The following is a 26,943-nucleotide window of genomic DNA, read 5'->3' as shown; positions in this document are numbered from 1 at the left end:
GTGAGCGCGAACAGCGCGTCTTCGTGCAGATCGAAGATCGGGCTGCGCAGGACGGCGGCGAGCGACAGGTCGTCCTGAGGCTGGATCAGCAGCCGGCCGAGCGCGATCAGGTCCTTGACGGCGATGTGTCCCGGCAGGCTCAGCCGGTCGGCGCCGGCCACCGGAATGTCGCGGCGTTTGAGAGCCCGGGTCAGCGCATGCACGAAGCTGTCGCGCTTGCGCACCAACACCAGCACGTCGCCCGGCCTGAGCCGCTTGCCGCGCCCCTCGATCATCTCGCCATAGCCGATCCAGCCAGCAATCGTTGCCGCGACATTCTCGGCGACGCGCACTGCCGGCGCGTGGGCATGGTCGATCGCCTGCGTCCAGTCGTCGGGCTCGTCGACGGCTTCGGCGCCGATCGAGGGCCAGACCTCGACATAGCCCGGTGCGTCGTTGCGGATCGCCTTGTGGCTCAGCGGATCGGGATCGTGGCTGATGCCGCGCCGCACGATCGGATCGGCAAAGACGCGGTCGACGGCGGCCAGCACATCGTCGGTCGAGCGGAACGACCAGGTCAGCTTGAGGTCGGCGAACGATGCCTCGGCATCGCGTACCCGTCCGGCGAACAACTGCCTGCTGTCGGCGAATGAGTCGGGCGCGGCGCCCTGGAAGGAATAGATCGACTGCTTCTCGTCGCCGACGGCAAAGACGGTGCGGTGGACCCGGTCGCGTGCGCCGACGCCGGCAAAGAATTCTTCCGCCAGCCGCTTCACCACTTCCCATTGGTCAGGGCTGGTGTCCTGGGCCTCGTCGAGCAATATGTGGTCGATGCCCTGGTCGAGCTTGTATTGCACCCAGGGGCCGGCATCGGGCCGCGCCAGGAGATTGACCGTGCGGGTAATCAGGTCGTTGAAGTCGAGGAAGCCGCGGCCGCGCTTCAGCATATCGTAGCGCGCGATCAGCCAGTCGGCGATGGTCAGTGCGGCGGCCGTGCCCTCCAGCATGCGGAACAGCGCCAGCCGGTCGACGGTTTCGATGATGGCCCTGGCCGCCGAGAGATAGCGATCGGCAAGGTCCGGCAGCCGGTCGGTCAATGCCTTCTTGAACGCCTTCGCCGGGTCGTATGCATCGCCATCGGTCTTGAGGAAGGCCCTGGCGAGCAGTTGCAGGCGGCGGATGGGATCGCCTTCCGAGAACGCCTGTCGCGCATAGGGCAGAATGTTGTTGATGACCGATCTGGCGTCGGTGGATTCGGCGGCCTGGGCAAAGCCGGCAAAATAGTCCGGCAGGAAGCCGGGCAGCGGCCAGACCGAGGCCGCCAAGCCTTCGGCTGTCTGGCCGGGAGGGAAATGGAATTCGTCGAACAGCGGCTGGAAGCCGTCACGCCCGACCGCGTCGAGGAAATCGCGCAGCCCGTCGCGCTTGCGCACGATCTCGCCGAGCAAGGCGTCGAGACCGGCTTCGCCGCCACGCTCCAGCACGGTGGCGAATGCGTTGGCCAGATCGGCATTGCCGGCCGTCGTGCCCGAGATCATGTCGCGGCGCGCGGCGCCGAAGAGCGCTGCCTCCATCTGGCTGTCGAGCATCTCGAAATGGGCGGGGATGTTGGCTTCCAGCGGGAACTGGTGAAGCACCGATTCGCAGAAGGCGTGGATGGTCTGGATCTTCAGCCCGCCGGGCGTCTCCAGCGCCTCCGCGAACAGGCGTCGCGCCCGGCGCATGGTGTCGCGGTCGGGGCGGCGGCCTTCCAAGGCCTCGATCTTCAGGGCCAGTTCCGGGTCGGCAAGCGATGTCCAGTCGGACAGCGTGGAAAAAACCCTGTTCGACATGTTGGCGGCGGCGGCGCGCGTATAGGTCAGGCACAGGATCTTCGACGGATCGGTGCCGTTGAGCAGCAGCCTTATGACGCGCTGGGCCAGCACATGGGTCTTGCCGGAGCCGGCATTGGCCGACACCCAGGCTGAATTTTGGGGATCGGCGGCGCGGGCCTGGCTGGTGGCGGTGTCGCTGGGAATGGGATAGGCTTTCTTCATGCCTCCCCTCCCTCTTCGCCGGCATCGCCGCCGGCCGACCATTCCAGCACGCGGGCGAGGTGGTCGTAGTCGCCGTCCGTCTCGCCTTCGCGAAACGGCAGCGCGCGCGACAGATAGCCTGTCACCGGGTCGGCATAATGGATCAGCAGCTTTTCCAGTCGCGACCAGGCCTCTTCGGCGAGATCGGTGGCGGCTCTGGGTTGGCGGTTGTGTTCCAGGATGGATTCCTCGAACACTTCGCCATTGGGCTTCAGCCGCACGAATGCCAGCTGCGATGGTTCGCGCGCGCCCAGATCCTTGAACGCGCCGCGCCTGAGCAGCGCGCCCTCCAGCGCCAACTGCGGCGCCAGCAGCGTGTGCGCCTGCGCCTTCGACGGCGAAGAACCGGTCTTGTAATCCAGAATATCGGCCATGCCACCTGCCAGAAGATCGACCCGGTCGGCATAACCTGAGAGCGTCACGCCGGACTGGCCCACGACGGTTTTGCCGGCACGCTCCTCGGCATGACGCCGGACCACTGCCTCGGCGCGCGTGCGCTCCCATCCGATGATGTTGGCCGCCAGCTTTTCGAAGCGCGGCCACCACACGGCTTCGACATCGGCCGGCAGGGCGGCCTCGGCAAAGCAGGCGCGGCCGGCGGCAATGAGGCCGGCGAGCGCCTCCGGCGCGCGCGGGTCGGCCACGCGGTTGGAGAAGAGATGCAGGATGGCGTGGAACAGCGTGCCGCGCTCGGCAGCGCCGGGATCGCGGATCAACGGATCGAGCGGCATCAGGCCAAGAATCCGCCGCGCGTAGATCGCATAGGGATCGCGGCGCAGCGTTTCGATCTCGGTGACGGAGAAATGCGTCGGCCGCACCGGAGCCGGCGGCTTCGGCTGTGGCCTTGGCGCGAAATCGCGTTTCGGGCCGGTGTCGAGCGCGCGCGCCCAGGCAAGCAGTTCGTCGCCGCGCCGGCGTAGCGTTGCCGCTTCATCGCCGCCGACGAAAGTGAGCAGGCGTTGCAGCCAGCGCGACGGGACGGCGGGCGCGTCGCCGGCGCGCGCCGAGCGCGTCAGCACCACTCTTTTCGCACCCATCGCCATCTGGAAATCATGCGCGGCAAGGCCGATGCGCCGCTCCGGCGGTTCGAGATCGATGCCGGTCTTCATCAGCCGCGACATGAAGCGGTCGCTCTCCGGCTTGCGCGGCCACACACCCTCGTTGAGCCCGCCGATGATCAGCGTATCGACGTCCTGAAGCCGGGCTTCCAGCGCGCCCCATATGGCAATGTTCCGGTCGGTGCCCTGCGCCGGCTTGACGCTTTCGGGCGCGATCAGCGCGTCCATCACATCGGGCCATTCGGCGGCGGCGAATGACAGCGGCGCGGAAGCGGCGACCAGGCCGCGCAGCAATTCGGCGAGCTTCTCGCCAGCATCTCCGGCATAAAGTTCGCCCAGACCGCCATCGGCGGCGCGGCCGAGATTCTCCAGCACCATGACGCTGGCCTTGACCAGAGCCGTCAGCTCGGCCTCGGCCTGGCCGCGAAAAGCTGAAAGCGGGACCAGCGCCGCTGCCAGCCCTGCAAGCAGGCTTCGGGCGTCCTCGATGGAGCGCACCGTCAGGCGCGAAAACCAGAAAGGCGGCCGGCTGTCGCCTCCGAGACCTGTGAGCCGCGCCTCGAACAGATCCGGAAGCGAGGCGATGTCGGGACGGCCGGTGCCGCCGCGCAGCGCCACCAGTTCGATCAGTTCCGCCGCATGGCGAACGCCTGTCCGCTCCAGTCCAAGGCCGAGCAGCGGATGCTTGAGCAACGACAGCAGGCCGACCGGGTCGCCAGGGCGAAACACGGCCTCGAGCGTCAACCTGAGCAGGCCGGCCGCTGGCGAATTGGCAAGCGGCGTGCCGCCGGAATCGTCGGCAATGACGCCGAAGCGCTTGAGTTCGACCGAAACGCGACGCGCCAGCATGCGGTCGCCGGTAACAAGAGCTGCTCTCTGGCCCGGCTCCTCGACCGCCTGCTTGAGCGCGACGGCGATGGCGACCGCCTCGTCGCGTTCGCTGGCCGCCTCCAGCAGCGTCACGCCGGCGAGGGCGCCGGCAACATCAGGCGCCGAAAATCCATTGCGCGTCTCGGCCCACAGTTCGGTGGTCTCGGCCGGCCGCAGCGCCTCGCCGACAAGGGCGGCGCGAAGCGTAAGCGCTCGATCGGGGGCGCCTATGTCCTCGACATCGCCGCGCAGTACGCCGATCTTGCCGATGAGTCTCGCCAGGCCATATTGCGGATGGCCAAGCACGGCCGGACGCGCGCCGGGGGCGACCAGTGCCTGGAAAGATGGCTCGTCAAGGCCCTGGTCGAGACCGGGCAGCACTATGGCGCCGCCGGGCAGGCGGGCGATCGTGGCCAGCAGTTCGGCGGTCGCCGGTATCGAACCGGTCGAACCCGCGGCGATGACCGGCCCGGCGGGCGGATTGCGCCGCAGCCGCGCCGCCTCGGCCCTGATCAGGGCGCTGCGATGCGCGGCCGGATTGGAACGGTCGCTCTCGCTGAGGAATTTCGGCCACGCATCGGTGACGATGCCGAGGAATTCCAGCGTCACCTGCCACCATCCGGCAAGGTTTCCGGTCACCAGGCCGGCAAGCTTGGCCCAGTCGGTGCCTTCCGTCTCGATCTCGTCCATCAGCGCCGCCAGATCGCGCGCCAGCCAGATAGCATCGGCTGTCGAGGCCGGGATGACGATCTCCTCGGCGAACAGCTTCGCGACATGGTCAGGCAGCCGGCGTTTCCAGGCGCGCACCAGAGGCGTCAGCAGCAGCAGGCGCTCAGTGGCCGTGATCGGCGGCGCGAGATCGATCGCGGCCGATGGTTCCGCGTCGAACAGGGCTTCATCCTCGTCGAATTCGCCGAGCGGGCGGATGACGGGGAGGATCGCCGAACCGCCGCCGCCGCGTGCCTTCAAACTGTCGACGAAGACACCGCGCAAGGCGCGCGCAGCGCGGCGCGTCGGCACATAGATGGTGACGTCGGCTAGAGCCAGCGGATCGCCGTCAAAGTGAAAGCCTGGAATCAGCCGGCCGGCAAGCAGCGCCTCGGCCAGCGTCGGCAGGAACGGCGCTCCGGGCGGGATGGAAAAGACGCGGCCCAGGCCGCTCATACAGCTTTCGCAAGCGCGCCGGCGACAGCCGCCTCGGCGAGCGGGATGGCGCCGGGCGTGCCGACCGTGATCCAGCGGCCATGCATCTTCATGCCGAACAGGCGGCCGGCGGCGATCGCCGTGTCGAAATAGACGTTGAGCGAATGCGACCCCGTCGGCGCATCCTTGAAGATACGCGGATGAATGATCGCCGCTCCGGCGTAGATCAGGCCGGCGGGGTCACCCCAGGAGCGCCTGAGGGCGCCGTCCGGCGCCATCAGGAAATCGGTGCCGACGCAATGCCCGGTGGCTGAGTCGAGATCGGTGAGCATCAGCAGAATATCCATTCTGGCGGCGTCCCATGCAAGGGAAAGGCGCTCGAGGCTGGGTTGGCCGCTGTCGATCCAGAATGTGTCGGCGTTGATGATGTAGAAAGGCTCGCTGCCAAGCAGCGGCAGCGCCTTGACGATGCCGCCGGCCGATTCCAGCAAGGTGGCGCGCTCGTCCGAAATGACGATGTCGGGCGCCTTGCGGCCGGCGACATGGGCGACAATCTGCTCCGGCAGGTAGTGCACGTTGACGACGGCCTTGCCGACGCCCGCGTCCTTCAGGCTGTCCAGCCCCCAGTCGAGCAGGGTTTTACCGGCGATCTCGACCAGCGGCTTGGGTATCGTGTCGGTGATCGGGCGCATGCGCTTGCCAAGGCCCGCGGCAAGCACCATGGCGGTTTTTGGTCCGGCGATCACAGGGGTCGTTCCTCCAGCAGGCCGTGGGCGTCGTAGAAGTCCCGCAGACCGGTGAGCGCCGGATGCGCCAGCGCCCGCCTCAGATAGTCGCGGATGCGCGGCAGGTGCTTGAGATAATAGGGCTTGCCGTCGCGTTTTTCGAGCCGCACGAAAATGCCCAGTATCTTGGAATTGCGCTGCGCCGCCATGATCGCATAGGCCTCGAGGAAAGCCGCCTTGTCGAAGGCGCCGGCGGCGTGCCGGGCGGCGATGTAGGCCGCCACCGTCCTTCGTTCGATCTCCTGCGGGACAGTGACGCGCGCATCCATGGCGAGCGATGCCACGTCGTAGGCGGCGGGTCCAATGAGGGCATCCTGGACATCGACGATACCGAGCCGGTCGAGGCCGTCGCGCTCGCCGCGCCAGATGATGTTGGGCGAGTGGAAGTCGCGCAGCATCAAAGTGTATTCCTGGCCCTTCAGCCGGTCGAGTACCGCGTTCCATTGTGTGTGGTAGCCGGCGCGCAAGGCATCGCCCGGCGGAGCGCCGGTGAGCATCGGCACATACCAGTCTACAAGCAGGTCGGCTTCGATCAGCATGGCGGCGCGGTCGAAAGGCGGCACGTCGTGAACGACGCCGGGCGCGGCCTCCATGCGCGAAGGCCAGCTCTTGCCATGCATCATGGCAAGCAGCTCTGCCGCCGCTTCGTAACGCTCTACGACCGGCTCGCCATTGCCGTCGAGAAAGCTCTCGGAACCAAGATGCTCCAGCAGGAGGAACCCTTGGTCGAGGTCCTGCGCGTCGATCCTGGGCACCGATACGCCGGCAGCGAGCAGGGCGCGGTCGATGGCGACGAAGGCGGACACCGATTGCGCGGTGTGGGCAATCACCGCATAGGGCTTGCCGTCGCGCACGGGTGGGCCGAGCACCAGCCGCGGCGAGTTCATCAGCACCCTTGCCGCGTGGCCGGGAAGCGAGACGATCTCGTAGGAGCGCGCGGAGGCATCACCGATAAAATGGCGGCGGCTGGCTTCGCCCCAACCCGCGCTTTCGAGAAAATCGCGCATCGCGAGCGAGCGCGTCATACGCTCGAAGGAGGTGCCTTGCCCAGAAAGCCGCGCCAGACGGCCTTCTCCATTCGGGACAAGCTCGATCTGCACCGAAGTCTTCGGCAGTTCGCCTTCGGCTCGCTCCGGCCATTCCACCAGGGCAGCACCTTGCGCCAGCGCCTCCTCGAAGCCGAGTTCGTCGAGTTCGCGCGCCGAGGACAGGCGGTAAAGGTCGAAATGATGGACGGGAATGCGTGTCTCGTAGCTCTGCACCAGGGTGAAGGTCGGGCTAGGTACGTCGAGGCCCGGATCTTCGGCCAGCGTCCGGATCAGCGCGCGCGCCAGGGTCGATTTGCCGGCGCCAAGATCGCCCTTGAGCGCCAGCACGTCGCCGGCGCGCAGCGCCAGCGCCAGGTCCTCGCCCAGCCTTGCTGTCTGTGTCTCGTCTGCGAGCAGACGTTCGATCACCAATCCCGTCATCGAGCGCGCTACTCGGCCGCGGCGCGAATGCCGGGCATGTCGGGGAAGGTGCAGATGACGGTCGTGCCCTTGTCCTTGCCGGTTTCGATGCGAACGCCGCCGCCATGCAGTTCGACAAAGCTCTTGACGATCGACAGGCCGAGGCCGGCGCCGCGCCGACGGCCGCCATTGGCGCGCGGCTCGAAGCGGCGGAACACCGAATCGAGCACATCCGGAGGCATGCCGGGGCCATCGTCATGGACGGAGAATTCGACCCCGTCCGCCAGTTGCCGGCAGGCGAGCCTGATGGTGCTGGCTTCCGGCGCGTAGTTGGCGGCGTTGCTGAGCAGATTGTAGAGGATCTGGCGGATGCGGGTCTCGTCGCCGTGGAACGTCTTCGGCGCGGCGGCGGCGTCGACCTCGAGCCGGATCGAGTGCTCCTCCAGCCGGTCGGCGACCAGTTCGGCGGCGGCCGCGATGGTGCGGTCGACATGCACCTCGGAAATGTCGAGCTGCATGATGCCGGCGTCGACGGTCGCCAGGTCGAGTATGTCGTTGACGATGGTCAGGAGCACCGAGGAGGACGAGCCGACATGCTCGACATATTCGCGCTGCTTCTGGTTGAGCGGTCCGGTTGCGGGCAGCGAGAGCAGTTCGGTGAAGCCGATGATGTTGGTCAGCGGCGAGCGCAACTCGTAGGACACGTGCTGCACGAAGTCGTTCTTGAGCTGGTCTGACTTTTCCAGCGCTTCGTTCTTGTCCTTCAGCGCCCGTTCGACGCGCACGCTGTCGGTGACGTCGACGAACGTCATCATCACCTGCCCGTTGGGCAGCGGTATCACGGCGTAACGCAGCACGGTGCCGTTGTTGAGCTCGCTCTGGCCGTGGCGCTCGCGGCGCTCGTCGTCAAAGCCGGTTATGGCGGCGACGAAGCCGGGCCAGGGGCTATCGGCGGCCTGGCGGTCGCAGAGATCGCGTATGGTGGAGACATGCACATTTGGCTTGGTGGCTTCCGCGCTCAGCCCCCACAGCGTGGCAAAGGCCGGGTTCGACAGCCGCAGCCTGCCATCGGGACCGAACACCGCCACGCCTTCGGCGAGGTTGTCGAGCGTTTCGCCCTGGACCCGCACGGCGGTGCGGTAACGGCTTTCGAGGTCCATCTTCTCGGTCAGGTTCTCGAACACCCAGGTGACGCCGCCCTTCGGCTGCGGGTTGGCGACGACGCGGATGGTCTTGCCGTCGGGCAAATGCCACCAGTGCTCCTGCGATTCCACCGCCCGGTAGGCGCCGAGCAGGCCTTCCTTCCAGCGGCGCCATTCGGGCTGTTCGGCGATCTTGCCCTCGCTGCGCAGCCTGTCGAGCAGAAGTGCGTTGTCGGGGGCGCTGTGCAGGAAGCCGCTGTCCAGCCCCCACAGTTTCTGGAAAGCCTGGTTGAAGAAGCGCAGCTTCTCCTCGGTGTCGAAAATGGCGACGGCGGTGTTGAGCTGGTCGAGCGTGTCGGCGTGGCTGCGCACGGTCCGCTCATATTCGCCGCGTATGGACTCGATCGCGCTGGTGTCGCTGGCGATACCAGCCGAGCCGTCTGCGCCGGCGAAATCCGTCACCGCGAAGACGCGGCGGTCGCCTTCGATCACGGTGGACAGCGACTGCTCGAAGACCGGATGCGATTTGTGCTGGGAGGCGATAGCCTCGCGCGCCTGGCCGCCCAGGAATTCCTTGGCGTCGCGGACGGCGGCTTCGGCGCTGTCGGCTTCGACCGCGTCGGCATAGGCCCGGTTGACCCATTTCAGGCGGCCATGCTCGTCGCGCAGCCATGCCGGCATCTTCAGCGCTTCGAGCAGGCCAATGATGGTGTCGTGGTCGGCGCTGAGCCGCTGGTTCTCGATCTTCAGCCGGGCCTGGCTGCGTTGCGTTTCGGAGAGGGACACGAAGCGGACCAGCACATGCGCGGCGCTCTTGCGGCCATGCACTTCCAGCGGCGCGCCGGCCTGGGATTCGATGACGAGGTCGAAGGCCCTGGCTTTCTCGCGCAAAGCGGCGACGGCATGTTCGAGTGCCGCCGCCGAACGCGGCATCAACCAGCGGCCGAAGGCCAGGAAGGCCGCCCGGTCTTCCGGTGCACCGCTTTCGGCGGGCAAGGTGCCGATGAGTTCGGGTTTCTTGTTTTCCGAAGCCCAGATCACGACGCGCTGATCGCGCAGATTGAGCAGCGCCTCCGAACGGCGCAATGCGGCGTTGACGTCGGCGACCCGGCTTCTCAGTTCGACATTTTCCGCCGAGGTGCGGGCCCGTTCTCGGATGAGGACGATGGCCGACAGGAATGCCGCGCCGGTGACGCCGACAAACACGGCGAGCTGCACGACCTCGATCGTGCTGATCGAAAGCCCGGCCGCCGACACGGCGCCCTCGGCGCGCGCCACCGCGCCGAGCAGCGGGCTGGCAAGCGCGGAGCCGGCGAGCAGCAGGCCGGCGCGGCGGCACCATGAAAGCCGCCCACGCTGAATTGCGCGGTCAGTGACCCTTGAATCCTCGTGGCCGCCGGAAACGGCCTGTCCCGCCCGAAGCGGGTTTTCCCCCGGCATGTCTTGGTCCTCTTCGCCGCCTGAATGCAAGACCGCCCTGACGCGTGCGCCGGTTCTCGTTCCCCGAACCCGCGAATCACAACAATAGCGCCTGCTGGAATCGACGTGAAGAATCATTCCGCAAAAATAAAGCCGGGCGAAAAGTCAATCGCCCGGCTTCAATATCTAGTAGTAAATTTCGGTTTGGTTAATAGCGGTAGTGTTCCGGCTTGAACGGCCCCTGGGGCGTGACGCCGATATAGGCGGCCTGCTCACCCGACAGTTCGGTCAGGCGGGCGCCGAGCTTGTCGAGATGCAGGCGCGCGACCTTCTCGTCGAGATGCTTGGGCAGCACATAGACCTGGTTCTGGTACTGCTCGCCCTTGGTGTAGAGCTCGATCTGGGCCAGCACCTGGTTGGTGAAGGAGGCCGACATGACGAAGCTCGGATGGCCGGTGGCGTTGCCGAGATTGAGCAGGCGGCCCTCCGACAGCAGGATCATGCGCTTGCCGTCCGGGAAGGTGATCATGTCGACCTGCGGCTTGACGTTGGTCCATTTCAGGTTGCGCAGCGACGCCACCTGGATCTCGTTGTCGAAGTGGCCGATATTGCCGACGATCACCATGTCCTTCATCGAGCGCATGTGGTCGAGGGTGACGACATCCTTGTTGCCGGTGGTGGTGATGACGATGTCGGCGGTCGGCGCCGCGTCCTCCAGCGTCACCACTTCGAAGCCATCCATCGCCGCCTGCAGGGCGCAGATCGGGTCGACCTCGGTGACCTTGACGCGTGCGCCGGCGCCCTTGAGCGAGGCAGACGAGCCCTTGCCGACGTCGCCGTAGCCGCAGACGACCGCGACCTTGCCGGCCATCATCGTGTCGGTGCCGCGACGGATGCCGTCGACCAGCGATTCCTTGCAGCCATACTTGTTGTCGAACTTCGACTTGGTGACCGAGTCGTTGACGTTGATGGCGGGGAAGGGCAGCAGGCCCTTCTTCTGCAGCTGGTAGAGCCGGTTGACGCCGGTCGTGGTCTCTTCGGTGACGCCGCGGATCGCTTCGCGCTGCTTGGTGAAGAAGCCGGGGGAGGCCTTCAGGCGCTTCTTCACCTGGGCGTAGAAATATTCCTCTTCCTCGCTCTGCGGATTGGACAGCACGTCCTCGCCGGCCTCGGCGCGGGCGCCGATCAGGATGTACATGGTGGCGTCGCCGCCATCATCGAGGATCATGTTGGACAGGCCGCCATCGGCCCACTGGAAGATCCGGTCGGTGTAATCCCAATACTGCTCCAGGCTCTCGCCCTTGACGGCGAACACCGGAATGCCGGCCTCGGCGATGGCCGCGGCCGCGTGGTCCTGCGTCGAGAAGATGTTGCAGGAGGCCCAGCGGATGTCGGCGCCGAGCGCCTTCAGCGTCTCGATCAGCACCGCCGTCTGGATGGTCATGTGCAGCGAGCCGGTGATGCGCGCGCCCTTGAGCGGCTGCTTGGCGCCGAACTCCTCACGGCAGGCCATCAGGCCCGGCATTTCCGTTTCGGCGATCTCGAGTTCCTTGCGGCCCCAGCCGGCAAGCGAGATGTCGGCGACCACATAGTCCTTGCTACCCGTCATGGCAGTGCTCCGTGCGAATGTTGTGCGTACGAATGGTTCGGGATGCGCCCGCGCCGGGAGGCGCGTCGAAGGGCGCGAAGTGGCCGCCTGACTAGCAGATCGGGCTCCGCGCGACAATGGGATATAAAGAAATCTTTATCCCTGCATGTCCCGGCAGGGCGGCGTCGGGATCAGCATTCCTCGCCGAAGCGGGAGGCGACCAGCTGCTCCAGCGCGTCCATGACCTCGAGTGCCTCGGGCCCGCTGGCGGTGACGCGGATCGAATAGCCCGGGCTCGCCGCCAGCATCATCAGGCCCATGATCGAGGTGCCGCCGACCTTGACGCCATCCTTTTCGACATGAACCGAGGCGTTGAAGCCGCTGGCGAGTTGAACGAACTTCGCCGAGGCACGCGCATGCAGGCCGCGCTGGTTGACGATCGGAAATTCCCTGGTGATCGGATCCTTGGCGACCTGGTCTCTTTCCGACGACATCGTGCTCATTTGCTGCTCAAAAGCTGGCTGGCGACGTTGATGTATTTGCGGCCGGCGGTTTGTGCCTCGTCGAGGGCTGCGGCCATATTGTCGCCCTTGCGGATCGACGACAGCTTGATCAGCATCGGCAGGTTCATGCCGGCGATCACCTCGGTGCGGCCGGATTCCATCACCGAAATGGCAAGGTTGGACGGTGTGCCGCCAAACATGTCGGTCAGCACGATGACGCCGGCTCCGGTATCGACGCGGGCCACGGCATCGACGATGTCGCGGCGACGCTGCTCCATATCGTCGTCGGCACCGATCGCCACGGTTTCGAAATTGTCTTGTGGCCCGACGACATGTTCGACGGCATGTCGGAACTCGGTGGCCAGTTGACCGTGCGTTACAAGCACGAGTCCGATCATTCTTTGGTGGCTCCCGTCATCGCCGCTTCACAGGCGCATTTTATGCTCGCCAGCCATTCCAGGCGGCGGGAGCGCTATCTTGTCGACGCGCGGCCCGTTGACAAGCCCAAAATTGCGCCGGCCCATGCCATTTTGACGCATTGCAGCAAAAAACATCGCGCGGATCATAGAAAAGGCACGATCGACAGCCGCGCCATGATGGCGGGCAGGGCGGCCGCGACATTGCGCGTGGGCAGATCGATCCTGGGCACCGCGCAGCCGGCGATCCGTTCGCTGGCCTCCTCCTGAAAGCGGGCGGTTTCGCCGGCCGGCAGCAGGCGCACATGCAGGTCGATGACGCAGGCCCGTTCGAACGGCAGCGGCTTGGGACCGAGCCCCGGCACTTCGGCCAATCCCTCGATGGCCGCGGGCGCGCGGCACACCAGCCGTCCCGCATGCACTTCGACAAAGAGCTGATCGTCGCCGACCAGTCGCGAAAACAATCCGCGTTGCCGGCAATGGTCGAGAAGCGTCAGCGCCAGCGTTGTCTTGCCCGATCCGGATGCGCCGGTGACAAGAATGCCGCGCTCGCCGATCAGCAGCGCCGTCGCATGAATGTTCTCGGGCGTCACGTTGCGATCCCGGCGATTGCCGTCATCCCTCGGCCGGCAGCGTCACGACGAAGCGTGCGCCCTTGATCTCGCCGGGCTTGGTGCCGGGAATGTTCTCGGCCGTCAGCGTGCCGCCATGGGCCTCGACAATCTGCCTGGAGATCGACAGGCCGAGCCCGGAATTCTGGCCGAAGGCCTCGCCCGCCGGCCGGTCGGTATAGAAGCGCTCGAAGATGCGGTCGATGTTGTCGGCGCGGATGCCGGGACCGTTGTCGTCGACCGTGAGGATGTTGAACTTGCCGGCGCGCGCCAGCGACAGGCTGATATGGCCGTGCTCCTCGGGAACGAAGGAGCGCGCATTCTCGATCAGGTTGGTGACGACCTGGCCGATGCGCAGGTCGTGGCCGGTGACGAAATAGCCTTTGACGCCTTGCGGCAGCTTGGCGACCTTGACCTCGATCTCGACCACCTTCTTGTTGCGGGTCGTCTCGCGCGAAACTGCGACGAGATCGGTGATGAACTTCTTCAGGTCGACTGTGCCCGCATCTTCCCGCGCGAGTTCGGCATCGAGGCGCGAGGCGTCGGAAATGTCGGTGATGAGGCGGTCCAGCCGTTTGACGTCGTGCTGGATGATCTCCATCAGCCGCCCGCGCGAATTGTCGTTCTTGGCCAGCGGCAGCGTCTCCACGGCGCTGCGCAGCGAGGTCAGCGGATTCTTCAATTCATGCGAAACATCGGCGGCGAAGCTCTCGATCGCCTCGATGCGAGCATAAAGCGCGTTGGTCATGTCGCGCACGGCGACCGACAGGTTGCCGATCTCGTCCTGGCGGTCTGAGAAGTCGGGGATTTCCTCACGGCTTTTCACACCGCGCCGCACCCGCACCGCCGCCGCCGAGAGGCGCCGCAGCGGATTGGCGATGGTGGAGGCCAGCAGCATCGACAGGATGGCGGTGACGAGGGCCGCGATGCCGAAGACGCGCAGGATCGCCTTGCGTTCGGCTGCCACGATCTTGTCGATGTCGCCGCCTTCGGTCGACAGCATGAGCACGCCCAGCACGGCCCGGAAACGCTGGATCGGCACCGCCACCGAAACGATCTGCTCGCCCTGTTCCGAGACGCGCACGATGGTCGAGGGGCTGCCGGTCAGCGCCTTGACCACTTCGGGGAAGGCGGCGCCATTGCCGCCCGGCTGCTCATGGTAGACCGGCAGGTCGGTGTTGCGGAAGAAGTCGAAGATGAACTTCTGGACCCGCTCGATGAGGTCCGGCTCTTCCTCGTCCACCGGCGGCAGGTCGTAGCGCAGGATCTGGCCGCGGGAATAGAGATGGCGCGAATCGAGCAGCAGATTGGCGTCGCGGTCATAGATGCGCGCGCGGGTGCGGGTCGGCGAGATCAGCCGCCTCAGCACCGGCGCGACACGCTCCGGGTTGATCGGAAAATCGAGATTGTCGAGCTGGTCCGACCCTGGTCCAAGGCTCTCGCCGGCCTGCAGCTCAAGCAGCTTTTCCGGATCGATGCTGATTGAATCTGTCTCGACTGTCGCCGACGCGGCGATCGCGCCGGCAATGATCTCACCCTGCGTCATCAGGCTTTCGACGCGGGCGTCGATCAGGCCGTCGCGGAAGGTGTTGAGATAGAGGATGCCGGTGACCAGGACGGCGAGGCCGGCGAGGTTGAGGAACAGGATGCGGCGGGTGAGACTGGAGAAGATGTGATGGCCGAGGAAGCGGCGCATCGGCACCGTGAACTTCGACACGAAGGACGGCATGATGCGCGACGGCCGCCTGACGGCGCCCGCCGGTCTGCTTCGCTGTGCTTCCACTGCCATCGAATAGCAGCCCCTGCCTAGGCTTACGCTTCGCGGAACCGGTATCCGACTCCGTAAAGGGTTTCGATCATTTCGAAGTCGTCGTCGACGGCCTTGAACTTCTTGCGCAGCCGCTTGATGTGGCTGTCGATGGTGCGGTCGTCGACATAGACCTGCTCATCATAGGCCGAATCCATCAGCGCATCACGGCTTTTTACCACGCCCGGGCGTTGCGCCAGCGAATGCAGGATCAGGAATTCGGTGACGGTGAGGGTCACCGGTTCGCCCTTCCAGGTGCAGGTGTGGCGTTCCTGGTCCATCACGAGCTGGCCGCGCTCGAGCGAACGGGCCTGCTGGCTGGGCGCTTTTGCCGCGGCTTCGCGGGCGCTGGCACGGCGCAGCACGGCGCGCACCCGCTCGACCAGCAGACGCTGCGAGAACGGTTTGCGGATGAAGTCGTCGGCGCCCATCTTGAGGCCGAACAGCTCATCGATCTCGTCGTCCTTGGAGGTCAGGAAGATCACCGGCAGGTCGGACTTCTGGCGCATGCGGCGCAGAAGCTCCATGCCGTCCATGCGCGGCATCTTGATGTCGAGAATGGCAAGATTCGGCGGACGCGCCGCCAGGCCTTCCAGCGCGGACGCACCATCCGTGTAGGTCTCGACGCGATAGCCTTCGGATTCCAGGGCGATCGACACCGACGTCAGAATGTTGCGGTCGTCATCGACAAGCGCGATTGTTGCCATTTCAAGCGGCTCCCTCATGAGCTGTCCCTTCTTTCGCAGAGAAGGGGCTTTTGCAGGACAAATTAGGTACAAAATGTGGCATAGGCATCGTCCGCTGTCACGGGCGGCGTGCCGGCGGCCACAATCCTACCTCGACATGGATTGGACGAAGCAACACCGCCAATCCTTTGGGCAACCGCGAAAATTTTTGCACATATAAACGATTTAAACAACTTTCAAAATATTTAAATCGATTAATGATTTGATATCATTTGGCTTTTCTGGTTCTGACCATCTAGGCTCGAGCGAGGGCCTGCCGGAAACGCGCCGGCAAAGATGCGGCAAAATCGAAAAGGGTCATCAATGTCGGAAGTCGGCAAACGCAATCCTGCCTGCGCGATCGATCGGATCGGTCTGAAAACCTCCGGCGTGGTGCGCTATAACTTCGGCGCGGCCGCCCTTTACGAGGAATCGATCCGCCGTGGCGAGGCCCGGCTTACCGCGCAAGGCGCTCTGGTCGCCGAGACCGGCCAGCACACCGGCCGCTCGCCGAAGGACAAGTTCGTCGTGCGCGATGGCTCCACAGAGGGGCATGTCTGGTGGGACAACAACAAGGCGATTTCGCCGGCCCAGTTCGAAACCCTGCTCGCCGATTTCCGCGCCCATGCCGCGGACAAGGACCTCTATGTCCAGGATCTCGTCGGCGGCGCCGACGCGGAACTGAAGCTGCCCACCCGCGTCGTCACCGAGTTCGCCTGGCATTCGCTCTTCATCCGCAATCTGCTCATCCGTCCCGACAGGGCGGAACTCGACGCGTTCGAGCCGGAAATGACGATCATCGATCTGCCGTCCTTCCGCGCCGACACCGCACGCCACGGCAGCCGCACGGAAACCATCATCGCCGTCGACCTGACGCGCAAGATCGTGCTGATCGGCGGCACCTCCTATGCCGGCGAGATGAAGAAGTCGGTGTTCACGATGCTGAACTATCTGTTGCCGGAAAAGGGCGTGATGCCGATGCACTGCTCGGCCAATGAGGGGCCGGCAGGCGACGCCGCGATCTTCTTCGGCCTGTCGGGCACCGGCAAGACGACGCTGTCGGCCGATCCGTCGCGCACGCTGATCGGCGATGACGAGCATGGCTGGGGGCCACACGGCATCTTCAATTTCGAAGGCGGCTGCTACGCCAAGACGATCCGGCTGTCGGCGGAAGCCGAGCCGGAGATCTTCGCCACCACGCAGCGCTTCGGCACGGTGCTGGAAAATGTCGTTCTCGACGCCGATGGCGTGCCGGATTTCAATGACGGCCGGCTCACCGAAAACACGCGTTGCGCCTACCCGCTCGACTTCATTCCCAATGCCTCGAAGACGGGTCGTGCCAATCATCCAGCCAACATCATCATGCTGACCGCCGACGCTTTCGGCGTGATGCCGCCGATCGCCAGGTTGACCCCGGCGCAGGCCATGTACCACTTCCTGTCCGGCTACACCGCCAAGGTGGCAGGCACGGAAAAGGGCGTCACCGAGCCGGAGGCGACGTTTTCGACCTGTTTCGGCGCGCCCTTCATGCCGCGCCATCCCTCCGAATACGGCAATCTGTTGCGCGAACTGATCGCGCTGCATGGCGCCGATTGCTGGCTGGTCAACACCGGCTGGACCGGTGGCGCCTACGGCACTGGCAAACGCATGCCGATCAAGGCGACGCGCGCCCTGCTCACTGCGGCGCTCGACGGGTCGCTCAAGACCGGCGCGTTCCGCACCGACCCCAATTTCGGCTTCGAGGTGCCGGTGGCGGTGCCTGGCGTCGACAGCGCCATTCTCGACCCACGCTCCACCTGGGCCGACACGGCGGCTTATGACCGGCAGGCGGCAAGGCTGGTCGGCATGTTCGCCATCAACTTCGAGAAATTCGAGCCGCATGTCGACGCAACCGTCATGGGCGCTGCGCCCCGCATGCAGGAAGCCGCGGAGTAACAGCCACGTCGCTCGGCATTTGCGGCGTGACGTCGGCAAGGGCCCGGTTTCGATCGGGCCTTTTCTTTTTCGGCCCGCCGCGCCATGACTGCGGCATGCCGACCGACGACAACATCATCATATCAGGCGAAGCGGTGATCCATCCGGACGACCTGCACGAGGATTTCATCCGCTCGTCCGGTCCCGGCGGTCAGAATGTCAACAAGGTGGCGACCGCCGTGCAGCTTCGCTTCGACGCGGCCAACGCGGCCGGTCTGTCGGAACGCGTGCGTGCCCGCGCCATCAAGCTTGCCGGCCAGCGCGCCACCAAGGACGGCGTCATCGTCATCGAGGCGGGACGCTTCCGCACGCAGGAGCAGAACCGGGCCGACGCGCGGGCGCGGCTGACGGCGCTGGTCGCCAAGGCCGCAGAACCACCGCCGCCGCCGCGCAAGAAGACGAAGCCGTCCAAAGGGGCGGTGGAGCGGCGCCTCAAGACCAAGGCCGGGCGCTCGACGGTGAAGAAGCTGCGCGGCCGGGTAGAGAACGATTAAGCAACACACCGGCCGCGTGTAAAACCGCTTTCAATTTTGCGTTGCGGATGCAAGGTTTCCTCATTGCCACAGCAAGGAGACCTAGAGATGGGTATGTTCGATTTCGTCAAGAGCGTCGGCAAGAAGCTCGGCATAGGCGGCGACGAGGAAGCGGCCCCCACCGCCGACACCCTCAAGAAGGAGCTCGATTCGCACAAGCTCGGCACCGACGGCGTTCAGGTCGCCGTCCAGGGCGATACGGCGGTGCTGAAGGGCGTGGTCAAGGACCAGTCGATCTTCGAAAAGGCGGTCATCGCCGTCGGCAACACGCTCGGCGTGTCCAAGGTGCAGGCGGACGAGTTGCAGGTCGCGCCGGATGCCGGCACGGCCGCTGCCCCGGCCAAGGAGCCGACCTTCTACACCGTGCAGAAGGGCGACAACCTCTGGAAGATCGCCGAAAAGAGCTATGGCAAGGGCCAGGGCGCCAAGAACACGTCGATCTTCGAGGCCAACAGGCCGATGCTGACCCATCCCGACAAGATCTATCCGGGCCAGGTGCTGCGCATTCCCTGACCTCGGCTGCCGCTGCATGCCGTTTTGAAACGGCCAAATCGGGGCCGCGCATCGGAGGGATGCGCGGCCTCGTCGGTTCTACCAACTGCGCTTAAGCGACGCGGTGATGTTGCGGCCCTGGCCCAGGTAGCAATAGCCGCTGTTGCACACGGTGAGGCGCTCGTCGGCGATGTTGCGTATTGCGAAGGCGGCGCTGACGCCCTCGAATTTCTTGTCGATGGCGCCGAAATCATAGGACGCCGAGGCGTCGAGATAGACCACGGCGTCGTTCTTGGCGGTATTTTTCGTATCGGTATAGGTCGCGCTCTGCAGCCGCACGCCGGCGCCGACCGAGAGTCCGGGAACGGCGCTGCCTTCATCGAACTTGTAATTGGCCCAAAGCGACGCGACATGCGCGGGCGTTACCGCCGGAACCATGCCGATCTCCTTCAATTCGGGGTCACCTCCCGTGATTTCCGCATGGTTGTAGTTATAGGCGGCGATCACATCCAGGCCGTCCATGACGGCCGCGCGCGCTTCCAGTTCAAAGCCGTTGCTCGTGACCTCGCCGAGAGCCCGGTAGGTGCCCGTGTTGGCGTTGACTACGACCGGCTTGTTTTTCTCGACGAGATGATAGGCGACCGCCGACAGCAGGATGTCGGTTTCCGGTGGCTGATACTTGATCCCCAGTTCGAACTGCTCGCCCTTCGTCGGCTGGAGGACGCCGGACCCGTCCGCCGACCGGTTCGTGACCGGCTCGAACGAGGTCGCGTAGCTGGCGAACGGGGCAACGCCATTATCGAAGAGATAGAGGGCGCCGGCCTGCATGCTGAAGGCGTTCTCGTTCAAGCCCTCGGAACCGCCCTCACCATATGCCCGCGTCTGCTCGACCCAGGTATGACGTCCGCCGAGTGTGAATCGCCATTTGTCCAGTTCGACCTGGTCCAGCGCGTAGATGCCTGTCTGACGCAGATTCGCGTCGGAAGTCGTCACATTGTAGTCGGGAGTCGGGCCGGAAACGCCGTAAGTCGGATTGGTGATGTCGAAATCATAGGCTGGATCGGTCGGACCAGCACCATAGCCGAAGGACGAGGTCAGGTTGGTATAGTCGAGACCGAGAAGCAAAGTATGGGCTAATGCCCCGGTTTCGAACTTGGCCTCGACCTGGTTGTCGGCCTGGAATACGCTCATTTCATCGCGGATCGAGCTTGGAAACCGATGCGCGACGGTGCCTGTCCAGCCATCGACATAAGCAACGCTGAGATAGCGCGACCTTAGATCCAGATGTGAATACCGAACGTGCTGGCGCACGGTGATGCCGTCGCCGAAATCGTGTTCGAACTTGTAGCCGATCTGCTGCTGCCGGACCTTCTGATAGTCGTAGTCGGGGTCGCTTTCGCGCAAGGGAAGAATCTTGCCAGACGACGGGTCCTTTATCGCGCCCACATTGGAATCGGTCTCGTCGGCCTGCACCAGCCCGTAGACGGTGAAGGAGGTCGCGGCATCGGGATTCCAGGTGAACGACGGCTGCAGGAAATAGCGGTCGTCGGCGATGTCGAAATTGGTGTCGCCGTTCCGCGCCAGGCCGACGATTCTGTAGAGGAATTCGTCGCTGCCTTCCTTCACCGGGCCGCCGAAATCGAAAGCCGCCTGCGCCCTGTTCTTGGTGCCGTAAAGCAGTTCGACTTCGCGGACTTTCTCCTCGGTCGGCAGCTTGGGTACCTTGTTGATGATACCGGCAGGCGTTCCCGCGCCATAAAGCACGGAAACTGGCCCCTTGATCACCTCGACGCGTTCGAGCGAATAGGGGTCGGTGCGGAACGTGCCGTAGTTGATGTAGGGCTGGCGGATGCCGTCCTTGTAGTCGCCGAGCGTCGTGGCGTCGTAGCCCCTGATATAGATCTGGTCGAAGCGCGGATCGAAGCCGTAGGCGCCGGTGCTGACGCCGGCGGAATAGCGCACCGCCTCGATAATGTCCTGCGCGCCTCGCTCCTCGAGTTCCTTGCGTGTCACCACCGAGACGGAACGGGGCGTCTCGATGAGCGGCGTGTCGGTCTTGGTCGCGCCGGCGCTGCGCTTGGCGGCCACGGTCTTGTCGTCATTACGCGACGTGCCGTCACCCTTGCCGCTGACGGTGATCTGCTCAAGCACCCCGGTGCCGTCGGCCGCCCGGGTGCCAGCCTGCTGCGCGGAAGCATAACCGGCGCCAAGCAGGGTGGTCAGGCATGTGGTTGCCACAAGTCCCGTTCGGTACCAGGCGCGATCGCGAAAAACCCTCTCAAGACCCTGATAAGAAACCACTTTCAACATGCCTCATTGCGTTTGTTCGCGACGCGCGACTGTCCCCGGCGCTCACTCGTGAATTGTTGTCTGAAAAACTCAAGTTCAAATGTTGACTATGGGAGTCATGTTTCATAGTCAACCGCCGCCGCGAAATCAGAGGGCGAATTCCGAGCCTGTTTCTCCGTGCGCGAAAGGCGATGTCGGACCTGCGTTCGACCGGCGGCTTTCGGGTCGCCGTTTGCGTCCGACAATGGCATCCTGCGGCGACGAAACCGCCAAGCGAGTCAACCCATGCTTGTTCTGCCAAACGGCGTCCGCCACATGCCGGCCTATCTGTCCCGCGATTTGCAGGAGGCGCTGGTCGAGGCGGTGAGAGGCATCGTGCAGCAGGCGCCGCTCTTCGTGCCGGCCATGCCGCGTACCGGCAAGGAGATGAGCGTGCGCATGACCAATTGCGGCCCGCTCGGTTGGGTCACTGACAAGGAGCGGGGCTATCGCTATCAGCCCACGCATCCGCTCACCGGACAGCCCTGGCCACCCATTCCCGAACCCCTGCTCGATCTGTGGTGGCAAGTGTCCGGCTACCGGCACCCGCCGGAGGCCTGCCTGGTGAATTTCTACGCGCCGGATGCCAGGATGGGCCTGCATCAGGATCGCGACGAGTCCGATTTCTCCGCCCCCGTCGTTTCTGTCTCGTTGGGCGACGACTGCCTGTTCAGGGTCGGCCAGACGACGCGCGAGGGTGGCACGAAATCCTTCAGGCTGAAGAGCGGCGATGTCGTCGTGCTCGGCGGTGAAGGCCGTCTCGCCTTCCACGGCGTCGACCGCATCTATCCGTCGACCTCGGCATTGCTCAGGAATGGTGGCCGGATCAACCTGACGCTGCGCCGCGTGACGAAGCCGCATGAAGGCTCGGCATAAGCCGATTTTAACGCGCATCCGGTATCAAGCCTGCGAGGCTCCTGGAAAACAGCGCAATGGCATCGCTCGATCAGACGGTCTGCAATCGCTCCGATTACCGCTTCGCGGCCCTTGTGCTGTGCACCGGCATCCTGGTCGGGTTGCGCTACCACATGGCCCTATGGACGTTTGACGCCAACGGTTTCTCCGAGCTCAGCGACCGGCTGCCTTACTGGGATTTCACCAATCTGTGGGCCGGCGGGCGCATGGCGCTCGACGGACATGTCGCCTGGCTGTTCGATGTCGACATCTATCGCGCTGCGCTGCGGCGGATGTTCTCGCCCGATCTTCCCAACCAGGAATGGAGCTACCCGCCCAGCATCCTGATCTTCGGCGCGCCGCTTGCGCTGCTGCCGATCTTTTCGGCCTATTTCGTCTGGACCTTCGGCACGGTCGTCTGCCTCTGGCTGGCGGTGCGGCCGTTGAAACTGGGCGCGCTCGCCGAAGCGGCCATCTGTGTCTGTCCGGCCGTCTTCGTCAACGCCATCTTCGGCCAGAATGGCGCACTGACCACGGCTCTGCTGGTCGGCGGGCTGGCCGTCGCGCCAAAGCGGCCGATCCTGGCGGGGCTGCTGTTCGGCCTGCTCACGGTCAAACCGCACCTCGGCATTCTGGTCCCGTTCTGCCTGCTGGCCAGCGGCAACTGGCGCGCCATCATTGCCGCCGCTTTTTCGGCGGCGGCGCTGTTCCTGTTGACCGGCGTCTCGCTGGGTTTCGACGTCTGGCGGCTGTTCTGGACCGAAACCCGACCCTTGATGACGGCGATATTGGAGGCGCCTTATCCGCAGCCCTACCAGTCCAACGCCGCGACCATGTTCTTCCTGGCGCGTGCCTGTGGCGGAGGGCTGATGGTCGCCTATGCCATGCAGGCCGTCGCCACGATCGCCGCCATTGCCGCCGCCATCTGGGCCTGGCTGCCCTGGCGGCAGGTCCAGCATGGCGAAAGGGTGGTGCTCACCGCGGTGCTGGCGACGGTGGCGACGCCCTATGGCTATAGCTACGACACGGTCGGCCTTGCCGTTGCTGTCGCCTATCTGTTCGTGACGCGCGCCAACATGCCCCGCTTCTTCCTGGCGGTGGTCTGGCTCTACCCCGCTATCGCCCATCTGGTGAACGGTGTCGGGCTTGGCATCGGTGTCCTGGTGCCCGTGTCGCTGTCGGCATGGATGCTTGTCGAGATAACAGCCCGTGAACGCGGGAGCCATGCGCCGGCAGCGGTGGGCGGCCAGACGTCTTGAACCAGCGGTATTTGCCGTGATCGACGCTGTGTTGCCTCAGCGCAGCGGCGAAAATTCCGCCGAGATCAGCTGGAACGGGAGCGCGCCGTAGGCGGCGACCGCTTTCGCATCGTCCCATTGGCGGAATTGCCGGGACGGACGCGCCTCCAGCGTCAAGGTCTGCCTTTCGCCGTCAAGCGTCACCTGGCCGCGAAAATGCAGCAGCCTTTCCTTGCCGGAGCGGCTGATGACCATGGCACGCAAACGCGCGACATGGTCATCACCGGCATTGATCTCCATTTCGATGCGCCGCCGCACCGGTGGCACACCGACGCTGACGACGATGTCCAGCATCATCTCTCCGGGCGCCTTCGGACAAGGGATGGCTTGCGAGAACACCGGTGGCGAGCGCACCGCTTGCGGCGCGCGGCTCACCCGCTTGCCGCGCCACGCCTTGGCGGCGGGCTCCTGCCGCAGCCTGCCGCTCTTGCGTTTCAGTCGCAATTGCTTGGCAAAGCCGCGTGACAGCCAGACCAGCCTGCCGAAGTCGGTGCGCGGCTTGGCCTGCAGCATCGCCGACCAGCGTGACAGCCCGGTGCCGTCGGCCATTCCCACCACCCTGGCAAGCGCCGCTTCCGGCACCGCGACGCCGATTTCCAGTGCAAGATAGGAAAGGGCGACCGCCGCGGCGACTTCGATGCCGCGCTTTGCAACGATATCGAGGAACACATCCCAGTCGACATCGCCGCCACGGATCGCCACCGCGCAGTCGACCAGCCAGTCGCTGTGCGTGTGGGCGTCGAGCCCGCCATGGGCGATGGCGAGCGCGATGCGGTCGGCCGATGACGGCACCACCACGCGCACGCCGCTGAACTCGGCGGCGGCCGCCCGCTGCCAGATGGCCAAGTCGTCTTCGCTGCTCTGCTGTGATCCGTCATAGGCGAGCTGGTGCAGGTCGATGTCGCCAAAATTGCCCTTGAAGAAATTCATCGAGCGCAGCGATGCCAGCCTTGTCCGCAGATATTGCGGGCTGACACCGGTGGCGATCTGCCAGTCACGTCCACGCAGCACGTCGAAAGCGGCTTGCAGGTCGCGTGGCCGCACCAGTATGTCGATGTCGTGCGCCACCCGGCCACGCTGCGCCGAGGCGTTCAAGGCAATGCGGCTGGCGCCCTTGATCAGCATCACCGTGCAGCCGGCATCCGTCATCGCCCGCAACGCCGGTTCCGCCTCGCGCATGGCCATGCGCGACTTGGTCCACAACATCTTCTGCAGGCCGACGAGGCGTGGATAGGCGGGATGGCCGGCAAGCGCCTTGCCGAAGCGGTCCGAGATCGCCGCCAGCAGCCGGTGTTCGCGAAACGAAGCCTGATCGATGTCGTGTTCGGAAAGCCAGCGAGTGGCGGCGTGCCGCGCCGCGACTTCATCGGCAAGCAGGGCCGCCTTGAGCAACTGGTCGAGCCCGCCGGTCGGCCAGGACCAGCCATAGTCCGGAAAGCGGCGGCTTATGCGGCGCAGGAGTGCTGCCATCAGCCCGGTCCCGCGCTTTTCCGCGCCCGGCGCAGCATGGCGAGCCGCGCCACCTCCAGATAGCCACGATCGCGTGCGGCATCGCGCCCATAGGAGAGGCTGCCCGGCCGGATGCGGCGCAAGGCCAACGCCTCATCAAGCATGTCGAGGCCGAAGCCCGCCTCGCGCACCCTGGCGATCCAGTCGATCATTTCGCCACGGCCGCCGGGCGGATCGACAATCGGCCCGACGGCGTCCGCGACGCCGCGGCGGATCATCATTGTCGTTCGTGACCAGCCGGGAACGCTGGTCATGTCAGGCAGATCGGACCGGCCTTCTCGAAATGTGCGCCAATGGGTGAAGACGCCGGCGGCCTCGGGATGGCGATCGAGGAAGGCGAGTTGCTTTTCGATCTTCTCGGGAAGCCACAGGTCGTCGGCATCGAGCGTAGCGATGATCAGCGTGGAGAGCGCGGCAAAGCCCCGTGTTGTGGCGCTGCCGGGGCCGGCATTCTCCTGGCGCAGCACGGTGACGGGCAGCTTCATGGCCTCGATGGCGGCGACGGTGCCGTCTGTCGAGCCGTCGTCGACCACGACGATGACGTCTGGCTTGATTGTCTGGGCCAGAACCGAACTCAGGGTCTCGCCGATGGTGGCGGCGGCATTGAAGGCCGGTATGACGACGCCGTAGTTCGCCATCACCAGAACCGCCATTGGGCGAGGGCTTTCAGATCAAAAATCCCTTCGATCCTGCGCAGGCCGGGGTCGGCCCTGCGACGCTTCATCGACTTGTGGATGGCCCGCATGAACTCGCGAGCCGGGACGTCGGGCTCCCTGGTCATGTTGCCGGCATGACGCCTGTAATAAAGCGCCACGGTTTCAGGCATTGTGTATCTCGTGACGCACTCAAACGCCCGCAGCAGATAGTCTGTATCTTCGGCCTGCCTGAAATCCTCATCGAACCTGCCCAGGCGATCGACAAGGCGGCGGGCGAAGATACCAGCGGACAGGTGAATGCCCCGCACCGTGATCGTATGACTGTCAGTTGCTGGCTCCAGCGTCTCGTCATCCAGCCGATCGACCAGCGTCATGCGTGAATAGGCCAATTCAAGGTCGGGATCCTCCTCGAACAACACGAGATCGGCTTTGAAACGCCCGGCCGGGGAGATGTCATCGGAATCGAGGAAGGTGACCAGCCGTGTCTGCGGCAGCAACTGCCTCAGTCCCGCGTTGCGGGCTCTGGTGACACCGCCATTGGCTTGCTGGAAAAGACGGATGCAGGGAGCTCCGGCGGCCAGCGAGCGGACGAGAGCGGCCGTACCGTCGGTCGATCCGTCATCGATGACGATGATGTCGAGATCGGCGCTGTCGCGCTGATTGAGCAGTGAACGCAGCGCCGAGCCGATGAACCGCTCGCGGTTGTAGACCGGCATGATGACGCTCAGCTTCATGCAAGAATCCCGGGCCTGAACGCCTTCATCCTATCCATTCGCACCATTTCTGATCTCGAAAAGTCCCTCAACCGGCCGCAGCGATGGATCGGCCTTGCGCCGCCTCATCGACTTCTGGATCACATGCAGATAAGCGCGTACCGCGACTTCGGTTTCCTTGGTCAAATTGCCCGTATGACGCCTGTAATAGACTGCAACAGTATCGGCCAGCACGTGCCTCGGCGCCGTTTCGAAAACGCGCAAGAGATAGTCCGTATCTTCGCCTTGTTTCAAATCCTCGTCGAAGAAACCGGTTCTGTCGACGAGCGCTCGACGGAATATAGCCGCACTCAGGCTGACACCCCGAACTGTGCCGCTGCTGCCGCCAGGCGCGGGCTGCAAGGTTTGGTCGTCCATGACATCTACTTTTGTCATCAGCGAATAAGTCAATTCAAGCGTGGGATCGGCTTCGAAAAATGCGAGATCAGTCTTGAAGCGTCCGGCGGGGGAAATATCATCCGAATCTAGGAATGATACAAATTGCGTCTGCGGCGGCATTTGCCTCAACCCGGCGTTGCGAGCCCTGGCTACGCCCTCGTTGGCCTGTTCGAAAAGCCTTATGCAGGATGCCCCCTGCATCATGAAGCGCACGGCGTCCACGGATCCGTCGGTCGAACCGTCGTCGACGACGATAATGTCGAGATCTGCGGCGTCACGTTGCCTGAGCAGGGACCGCAGCGCCGAGACGACATACGTCTCGCGGTTGTAGACCGGCATGATCACGCTTAATTTCACGGCGCGCCCCGCGCGACAAAATCTGAAATCGTACCCGCTATCTCTTCCGGCTGCGTTCCAAGCCGCAGCCGATAGCATGGCAGGCGGCGGGTCAGTTCGCTGAAGAAGCGGAAGCCGCTTTCCCGCTCGCCCGGCATCTGGGCAATTCCGGACGGCGCCAGCGCGATCATGGCGTCCCTGCG

Annotated in this window: 21 protein-coding genes and 1 pseudogene; 5 read left to right on the top strand and 17 right to left on the bottom strand. The window is 64.8% G+C overall.

Features of this window, described 5'->3' with window-relative positions:
• The 11 genes from addA to J0I79_RS24185 form a co-directional block, all read right to left on the bottom strand.
• The coding region (gene addA / locus J0I79_RS24235; RefSeq protein WP_292865118.1) for a double-strand break repair helicase AddA at positions 1–2,015 on the bottom strand (2,015 nt) is incomplete at its 3' end.
• The gene (addB, locus tag J0I79_RS24230; RefSeq protein WP_292865115.1) at positions 2,012–5,146 is read right to left on the bottom strand and encodes a double-strand break repair protein AddB; all 3,135 of its coding nucleotides are present in this window, start codon (positions 5,144–5,146) and stop codon (positions 2,012–2,014) included. The genes addB and addA, both read right to left, overlap by 4 nt.
• Positions 5,143–5,847, bottom strand: a complete 705-nt coding sequence (locus J0I79_RS24225; RefSeq protein WP_292865121.1) for a nucleotidyltransferase family protein — start codon at positions 5,845–5,847, stop codon at positions 5,143–5,145. Before J0I79_RS24225 ends, addB begins: the two co-directional genes overlap by 4 nt.
• A 20-nt stretch (positions 5,848–5,867) precedes the next feature.
• Positions 5,868–7,379, bottom strand: a complete 1,512-nt coding sequence (gene tsaE / locus J0I79_RS24220) for a tRNA (adenosine(37)-N6)-threonylcarbamoyltransferase complex ATPase subunit type 1 TsaE (protein ID WP_292865112.1) — start codon at positions 7,377–7,379, stop codon at positions 5,868–5,870.
• Between the two features lie 8 nt (positions 7,380–7,387).
• Positions 7,388–9,940, bottom strand: coding sequence for a PAS domain-containing sensor histidine kinase (locus J0I79_RS24215; protein WP_292865109.1), 2,553 nt, complete (start codon positions 9,938–9,940; stop codon positions 7,388–7,390).
• A gap of 187 nt (positions 9,941–10,127) precedes the next feature.
• On the bottom strand, positions 10,128–11,528 hold the full coding sequence (ahcY, locus tag J0I79_RS24210) for an adenosylhomocysteinase (protein WP_292865106.1): 1,401 nt from the start codon (positions 11,526–11,528) through the stop codon (positions 10,128–10,130).
• Between the two features lie 170 nt (positions 11,529–11,698).
• Positions 11,699–12,010 carry an HPr family phosphocarrier protein gene (locus tag J0I79_RS24205; RefSeq protein WP_292865103.1) on the bottom strand — a complete coding sequence of 104 codons (312 nt, stop codon included), beginning with the start codon at positions 12,008–12,010 and terminating at the stop codon, positions 11,699–11,701.
• Positions 12,007–12,408 (bottom strand): PTS sugar transporter subunit IIA, encoded by a 402-nt coding sequence (locus J0I79_RS24200; protein ID WP_292865100.1) that lies wholly within the window; start codon positions 12,406–12,408, stop codon positions 12,007–12,009. Before J0I79_RS24200 ends, J0I79_RS24205 begins: the two co-directional genes overlap by 4 nt.
• 164 nt (positions 12,409–12,572) lie before the next feature.
• Complete coding sequence (locus tag J0I79_RS24195) at positions 12,573–13,019, bottom strand: HPr kinase/phosphorylase (protein WP_292865097.1); 447 nt, start codon at positions 13,017–13,019, stop codon at positions 12,573–12,575.
• Between the two features lie 22 nt (positions 13,020–13,041).
• Positions 13,042–14,826 carry a sensor histidine kinase gene (locus J0I79_RS24190; RefSeq protein WP_292865094.1) on the bottom strand — a complete coding sequence of 595 codons (1,785 nt, stop codon included), beginning with the start codon at positions 14,824–14,826 and terminating at the stop codon, positions 13,042–13,044.
• Positions 14,827–14,849: 23 nt separating this feature from the next.
• Positions 14,850–15,551, bottom strand: coding sequence for a response regulator transcription factor (locus J0I79_RS24185; protein WP_010912942.1), 702 nt, complete (start codon positions 15,549–15,551; stop codon positions 14,850–14,852).
• A gap of 342 nt (positions 15,552–15,893) precedes the next feature.
• Here J0I79_RS24185 and J0I79_RS24180 point away from each other — a divergent pair, with 342 nt between their 5' ends.
• From J0I79_RS24180 to lysM, 3 genes are all read left to right on the top strand, one after another.
• Positions 15,894–17,504, top strand: coding sequence for a phosphoenolpyruvate carboxykinase (locus J0I79_RS24180; protein ID WP_292865090.1), 1,611 nt, complete (start codon positions 15,894–15,896; stop codon positions 17,502–17,504).
• Positions 17,505–17,599: 95 nt separating this feature from the next.
• A complete protein-coding gene (arfB, locus tag J0I79_RS24175) occupies positions 17,600–18,037 on the top strand; it encodes an alternative ribosome rescue aminoacyl-tRNA hydrolase ArfB (RefSeq protein WP_292865087.1) in 438 nt (145 codons plus the stop codon).
• Positions 18,038–18,124: 87 nt separating this feature from the next.
• Positions 18,125–18,589, top strand: coding sequence for a peptidoglycan-binding protein LysM (lysM, locus tag J0I79_RS24170; RefSeq protein ID WP_292865084.1), 465 nt, complete (start codon positions 18,125–18,127; stop codon positions 18,587–18,589).
• 78 nt (positions 18,590–18,667) lie between these two features.
• Here the strand turns inward: lysM and J0I79_RS24165 are convergent, their stop codons facing one another.
• On the bottom strand, positions 18,668–20,878 hold the full coding sequence (locus J0I79_RS24165) for a TonB-dependent siderophore receptor (RefSeq protein WP_292865081.1): 2,211 nt from the start codon (positions 20,876–20,878) through the stop codon (positions 18,668–18,670).
• Between the two features lie 264 nt (positions 20,879–21,142).
• On the opposite strand from J0I79_RS24165, the gene J0I79_RS24160 reads away from it, so the two are divergent.
• Complete coding sequence (locus J0I79_RS24160; protein ID WP_292865078.1) at positions 21,143–21,772, top strand: alpha-ketoglutarate-dependent dioxygenase AlkB; 630 nt, start codon at positions 21,143–21,145, stop codon at positions 21,770–21,772.
• A 56-nt stretch (positions 21,773–21,828) separates the two neighbouring features.
• Complete coding sequence (locus tag J0I79_RS24155) at positions 21,829–23,049, top strand: glycosyltransferase family 87 protein (protein ID WP_292865075.1); 1,221 nt, start codon at positions 21,829–21,831, stop codon at positions 23,047–23,049.
• A gap of 36 nt (positions 23,050–23,085) precedes the next feature.
• Here the strand turns inward: J0I79_RS24155 and J0I79_RS24150 are convergent, their stop codons facing one another.
• The 5 genes and pseudogenes from J0I79_RS24150 to J0I79_RS24130 all read right to left on the bottom strand — a co-directional run.
• A complete protein-coding gene (locus tag J0I79_RS24150) occupies positions 23,086–24,558 on the bottom strand; it encodes a nucleotidyltransferase family protein (RefSeq protein ID WP_292865072.1) in 1,473 nt (490 codons plus the stop codon).
• Positions 24,558–25,250, bottom strand: coding sequence for a glycosyltransferase family A protein (locus tag J0I79_RS24145; RefSeq protein WP_292865069.1), 693 nt, complete (start codon positions 25,248–25,250; stop codon positions 24,558–24,560). The genes J0I79_RS24150 and J0I79_RS24145 overlap by 1 nt, the downstream gene beginning before the upstream one ends.
• Positions 25,235–25,987: a glycosyltransferase family A protein gene (locus J0I79_RS24140; protein WP_292865066.1), complete on the bottom strand. Its 753-nt coding sequence runs from the start codon at positions 25,985–25,987 to the stop codon at positions 25,235–25,237. The genes J0I79_RS24145 and J0I79_RS24140 overlap by 16 nt, the downstream gene beginning before the upstream one ends.
• Before the next feature lie 30 nt (positions 25,988–26,017).
• A complete protein-coding gene (locus J0I79_RS24135; protein WP_292865063.1) occupies positions 26,018–26,761 on the bottom strand; it encodes a glycosyltransferase family A protein in 744 nt (247 codons plus the stop codon).
• Positions 26,758–26,943: pseudogene (locus J0I79_RS24130) on the bottom strand (serine kinase); the annotation flags it as partial. The gene J0I79_RS24135 and the pseudogene J0I79_RS24130, both read right to left, overlap by 4 nt.

The sequence above is a fragment of the Mesorhizobium sp. genome (assembly GCF_017306585.1).
In the GTDB taxonomy this organism is placed as follows: Bacteria; Pseudomonadota; Alphaproteobacteria; order Rhizobiales; family Rhizobiaceae; genus Mesorhizobium.
The sequence above is the reverse complement of the archived record's forward strand: the minus strand, read 5'-3'. Positions and strand labels throughout refer to the sequence as shown.

Coding starts and splice junctions, on each gene's coding strand:
- addB (WP_292865115.1), bottom strand. CDS start 5,146: ATGAGCGGCCTGGGCCGCGTCTTTTCCATCCCGCCCGGAGCGCCGTTC.
- J0I79_RS24225 (WP_292865121.1), bottom strand. CDS start 5,847: ATGGTGCTTGCCGCGGGCCTTGGCAAGCGCATGCGCCCGATCACCGAC.
- tsaE (WP_292865112.1), bottom strand. CDS start 7,379: ATGACGGGATTGGTGATCGAACGTCTGCTCGCAGACGAGACACAGACA.
- J0I79_RS24215 (WP_292865109.1), bottom strand. CDS start 9,940: ATGCCGGGGGAAAACCCGCTTCGGGCGGGACAGGCCGTTTCCGGCGGC.
- ahcY (WP_292865106.1), bottom strand. CDS start 11,528: ATGACGGGTAGCAAGGACTATGTGGTCGCCGACATCTCGCTTGCCGGC.
- J0I79_RS24205 (WP_292865103.1), bottom strand. CDS start 12,010: ATGAGCACGATGTCGTCGGAAAGAGACCAGGTCGCCAAGGATCCGATC.
- J0I79_RS24200 (WP_292865100.1), bottom strand. CDS start 12,408: ATGATCGGACTCGTGCTTGTAACGCACGGTCAACTGGCCACCGAGTTC.
- J0I79_RS24190 (WP_292865094.1), bottom strand. CDS start 14,826: ATGGCAGTGGAAGCACAGCGAAGCAGACCGGCGGGCGCCGTCAGGCGG.
- J0I79_RS24185 (WP_010912942.1), bottom strand. CDS start 15,551: ATGGCAACAATCGCGCTTGTCGATGACGACCGCAACATTCTGACGTCG.
- J0I79_RS24180 (WP_292865090.1), top strand. CDS start 15,894: ATGTCGGAAGTCGGCAAACGCAATCCTGCCTGCGCGATCGATCGGATC.
- arfB (WP_292865087.1), top strand. CDS start 17,600: ATGCCGACCGACGACAACATCATCATATCAGGCGAAGCGGTGATCCAT.
- lysM (WP_292865084.1), top strand. CDS start 18,125: ATGGGTATGTTCGATTTCGTCAAGAGCGTCGGCAAGAAGCTCGGCATA.
- J0I79_RS24165 (WP_292865081.1), bottom strand. CDS start 20,878: ATGTTGAAAGTGGTTTCTTATCAGGGTCTTGAGAGGGTTTTTCGCGAT.
- J0I79_RS24160 (WP_292865078.1), top strand. CDS start 21,143: ATGCTTGTTCTGCCAAACGGCGTCCGCCACATGCCGGCCTATCTGTCC.
- J0I79_RS24155 (WP_292865075.1), top strand. CDS start 21,829: ATGGCATCGCTCGATCAGACGGTCTGCAATCGCTCCGATTACCGCTTC.
- J0I79_RS24150 (WP_292865072.1), bottom strand. CDS start 24,558: ATGGCAGCACTCCTGCGCCGCATAAGCCGCCGCTTTCCGGACTATGGC.
- J0I79_RS24145 (WP_292865069.1), bottom strand. CDS start 25,250: ATGGCGGTTCTGGTGATGGCGAACTACGGCGTCGTCATACCGGCCTTC.
- J0I79_RS24140 (WP_292865066.1), bottom strand. CDS start 25,987: ATGAAGCTGAGCGTCATCATGCCGGTCTACAACCGCGAGCGGTTCATC.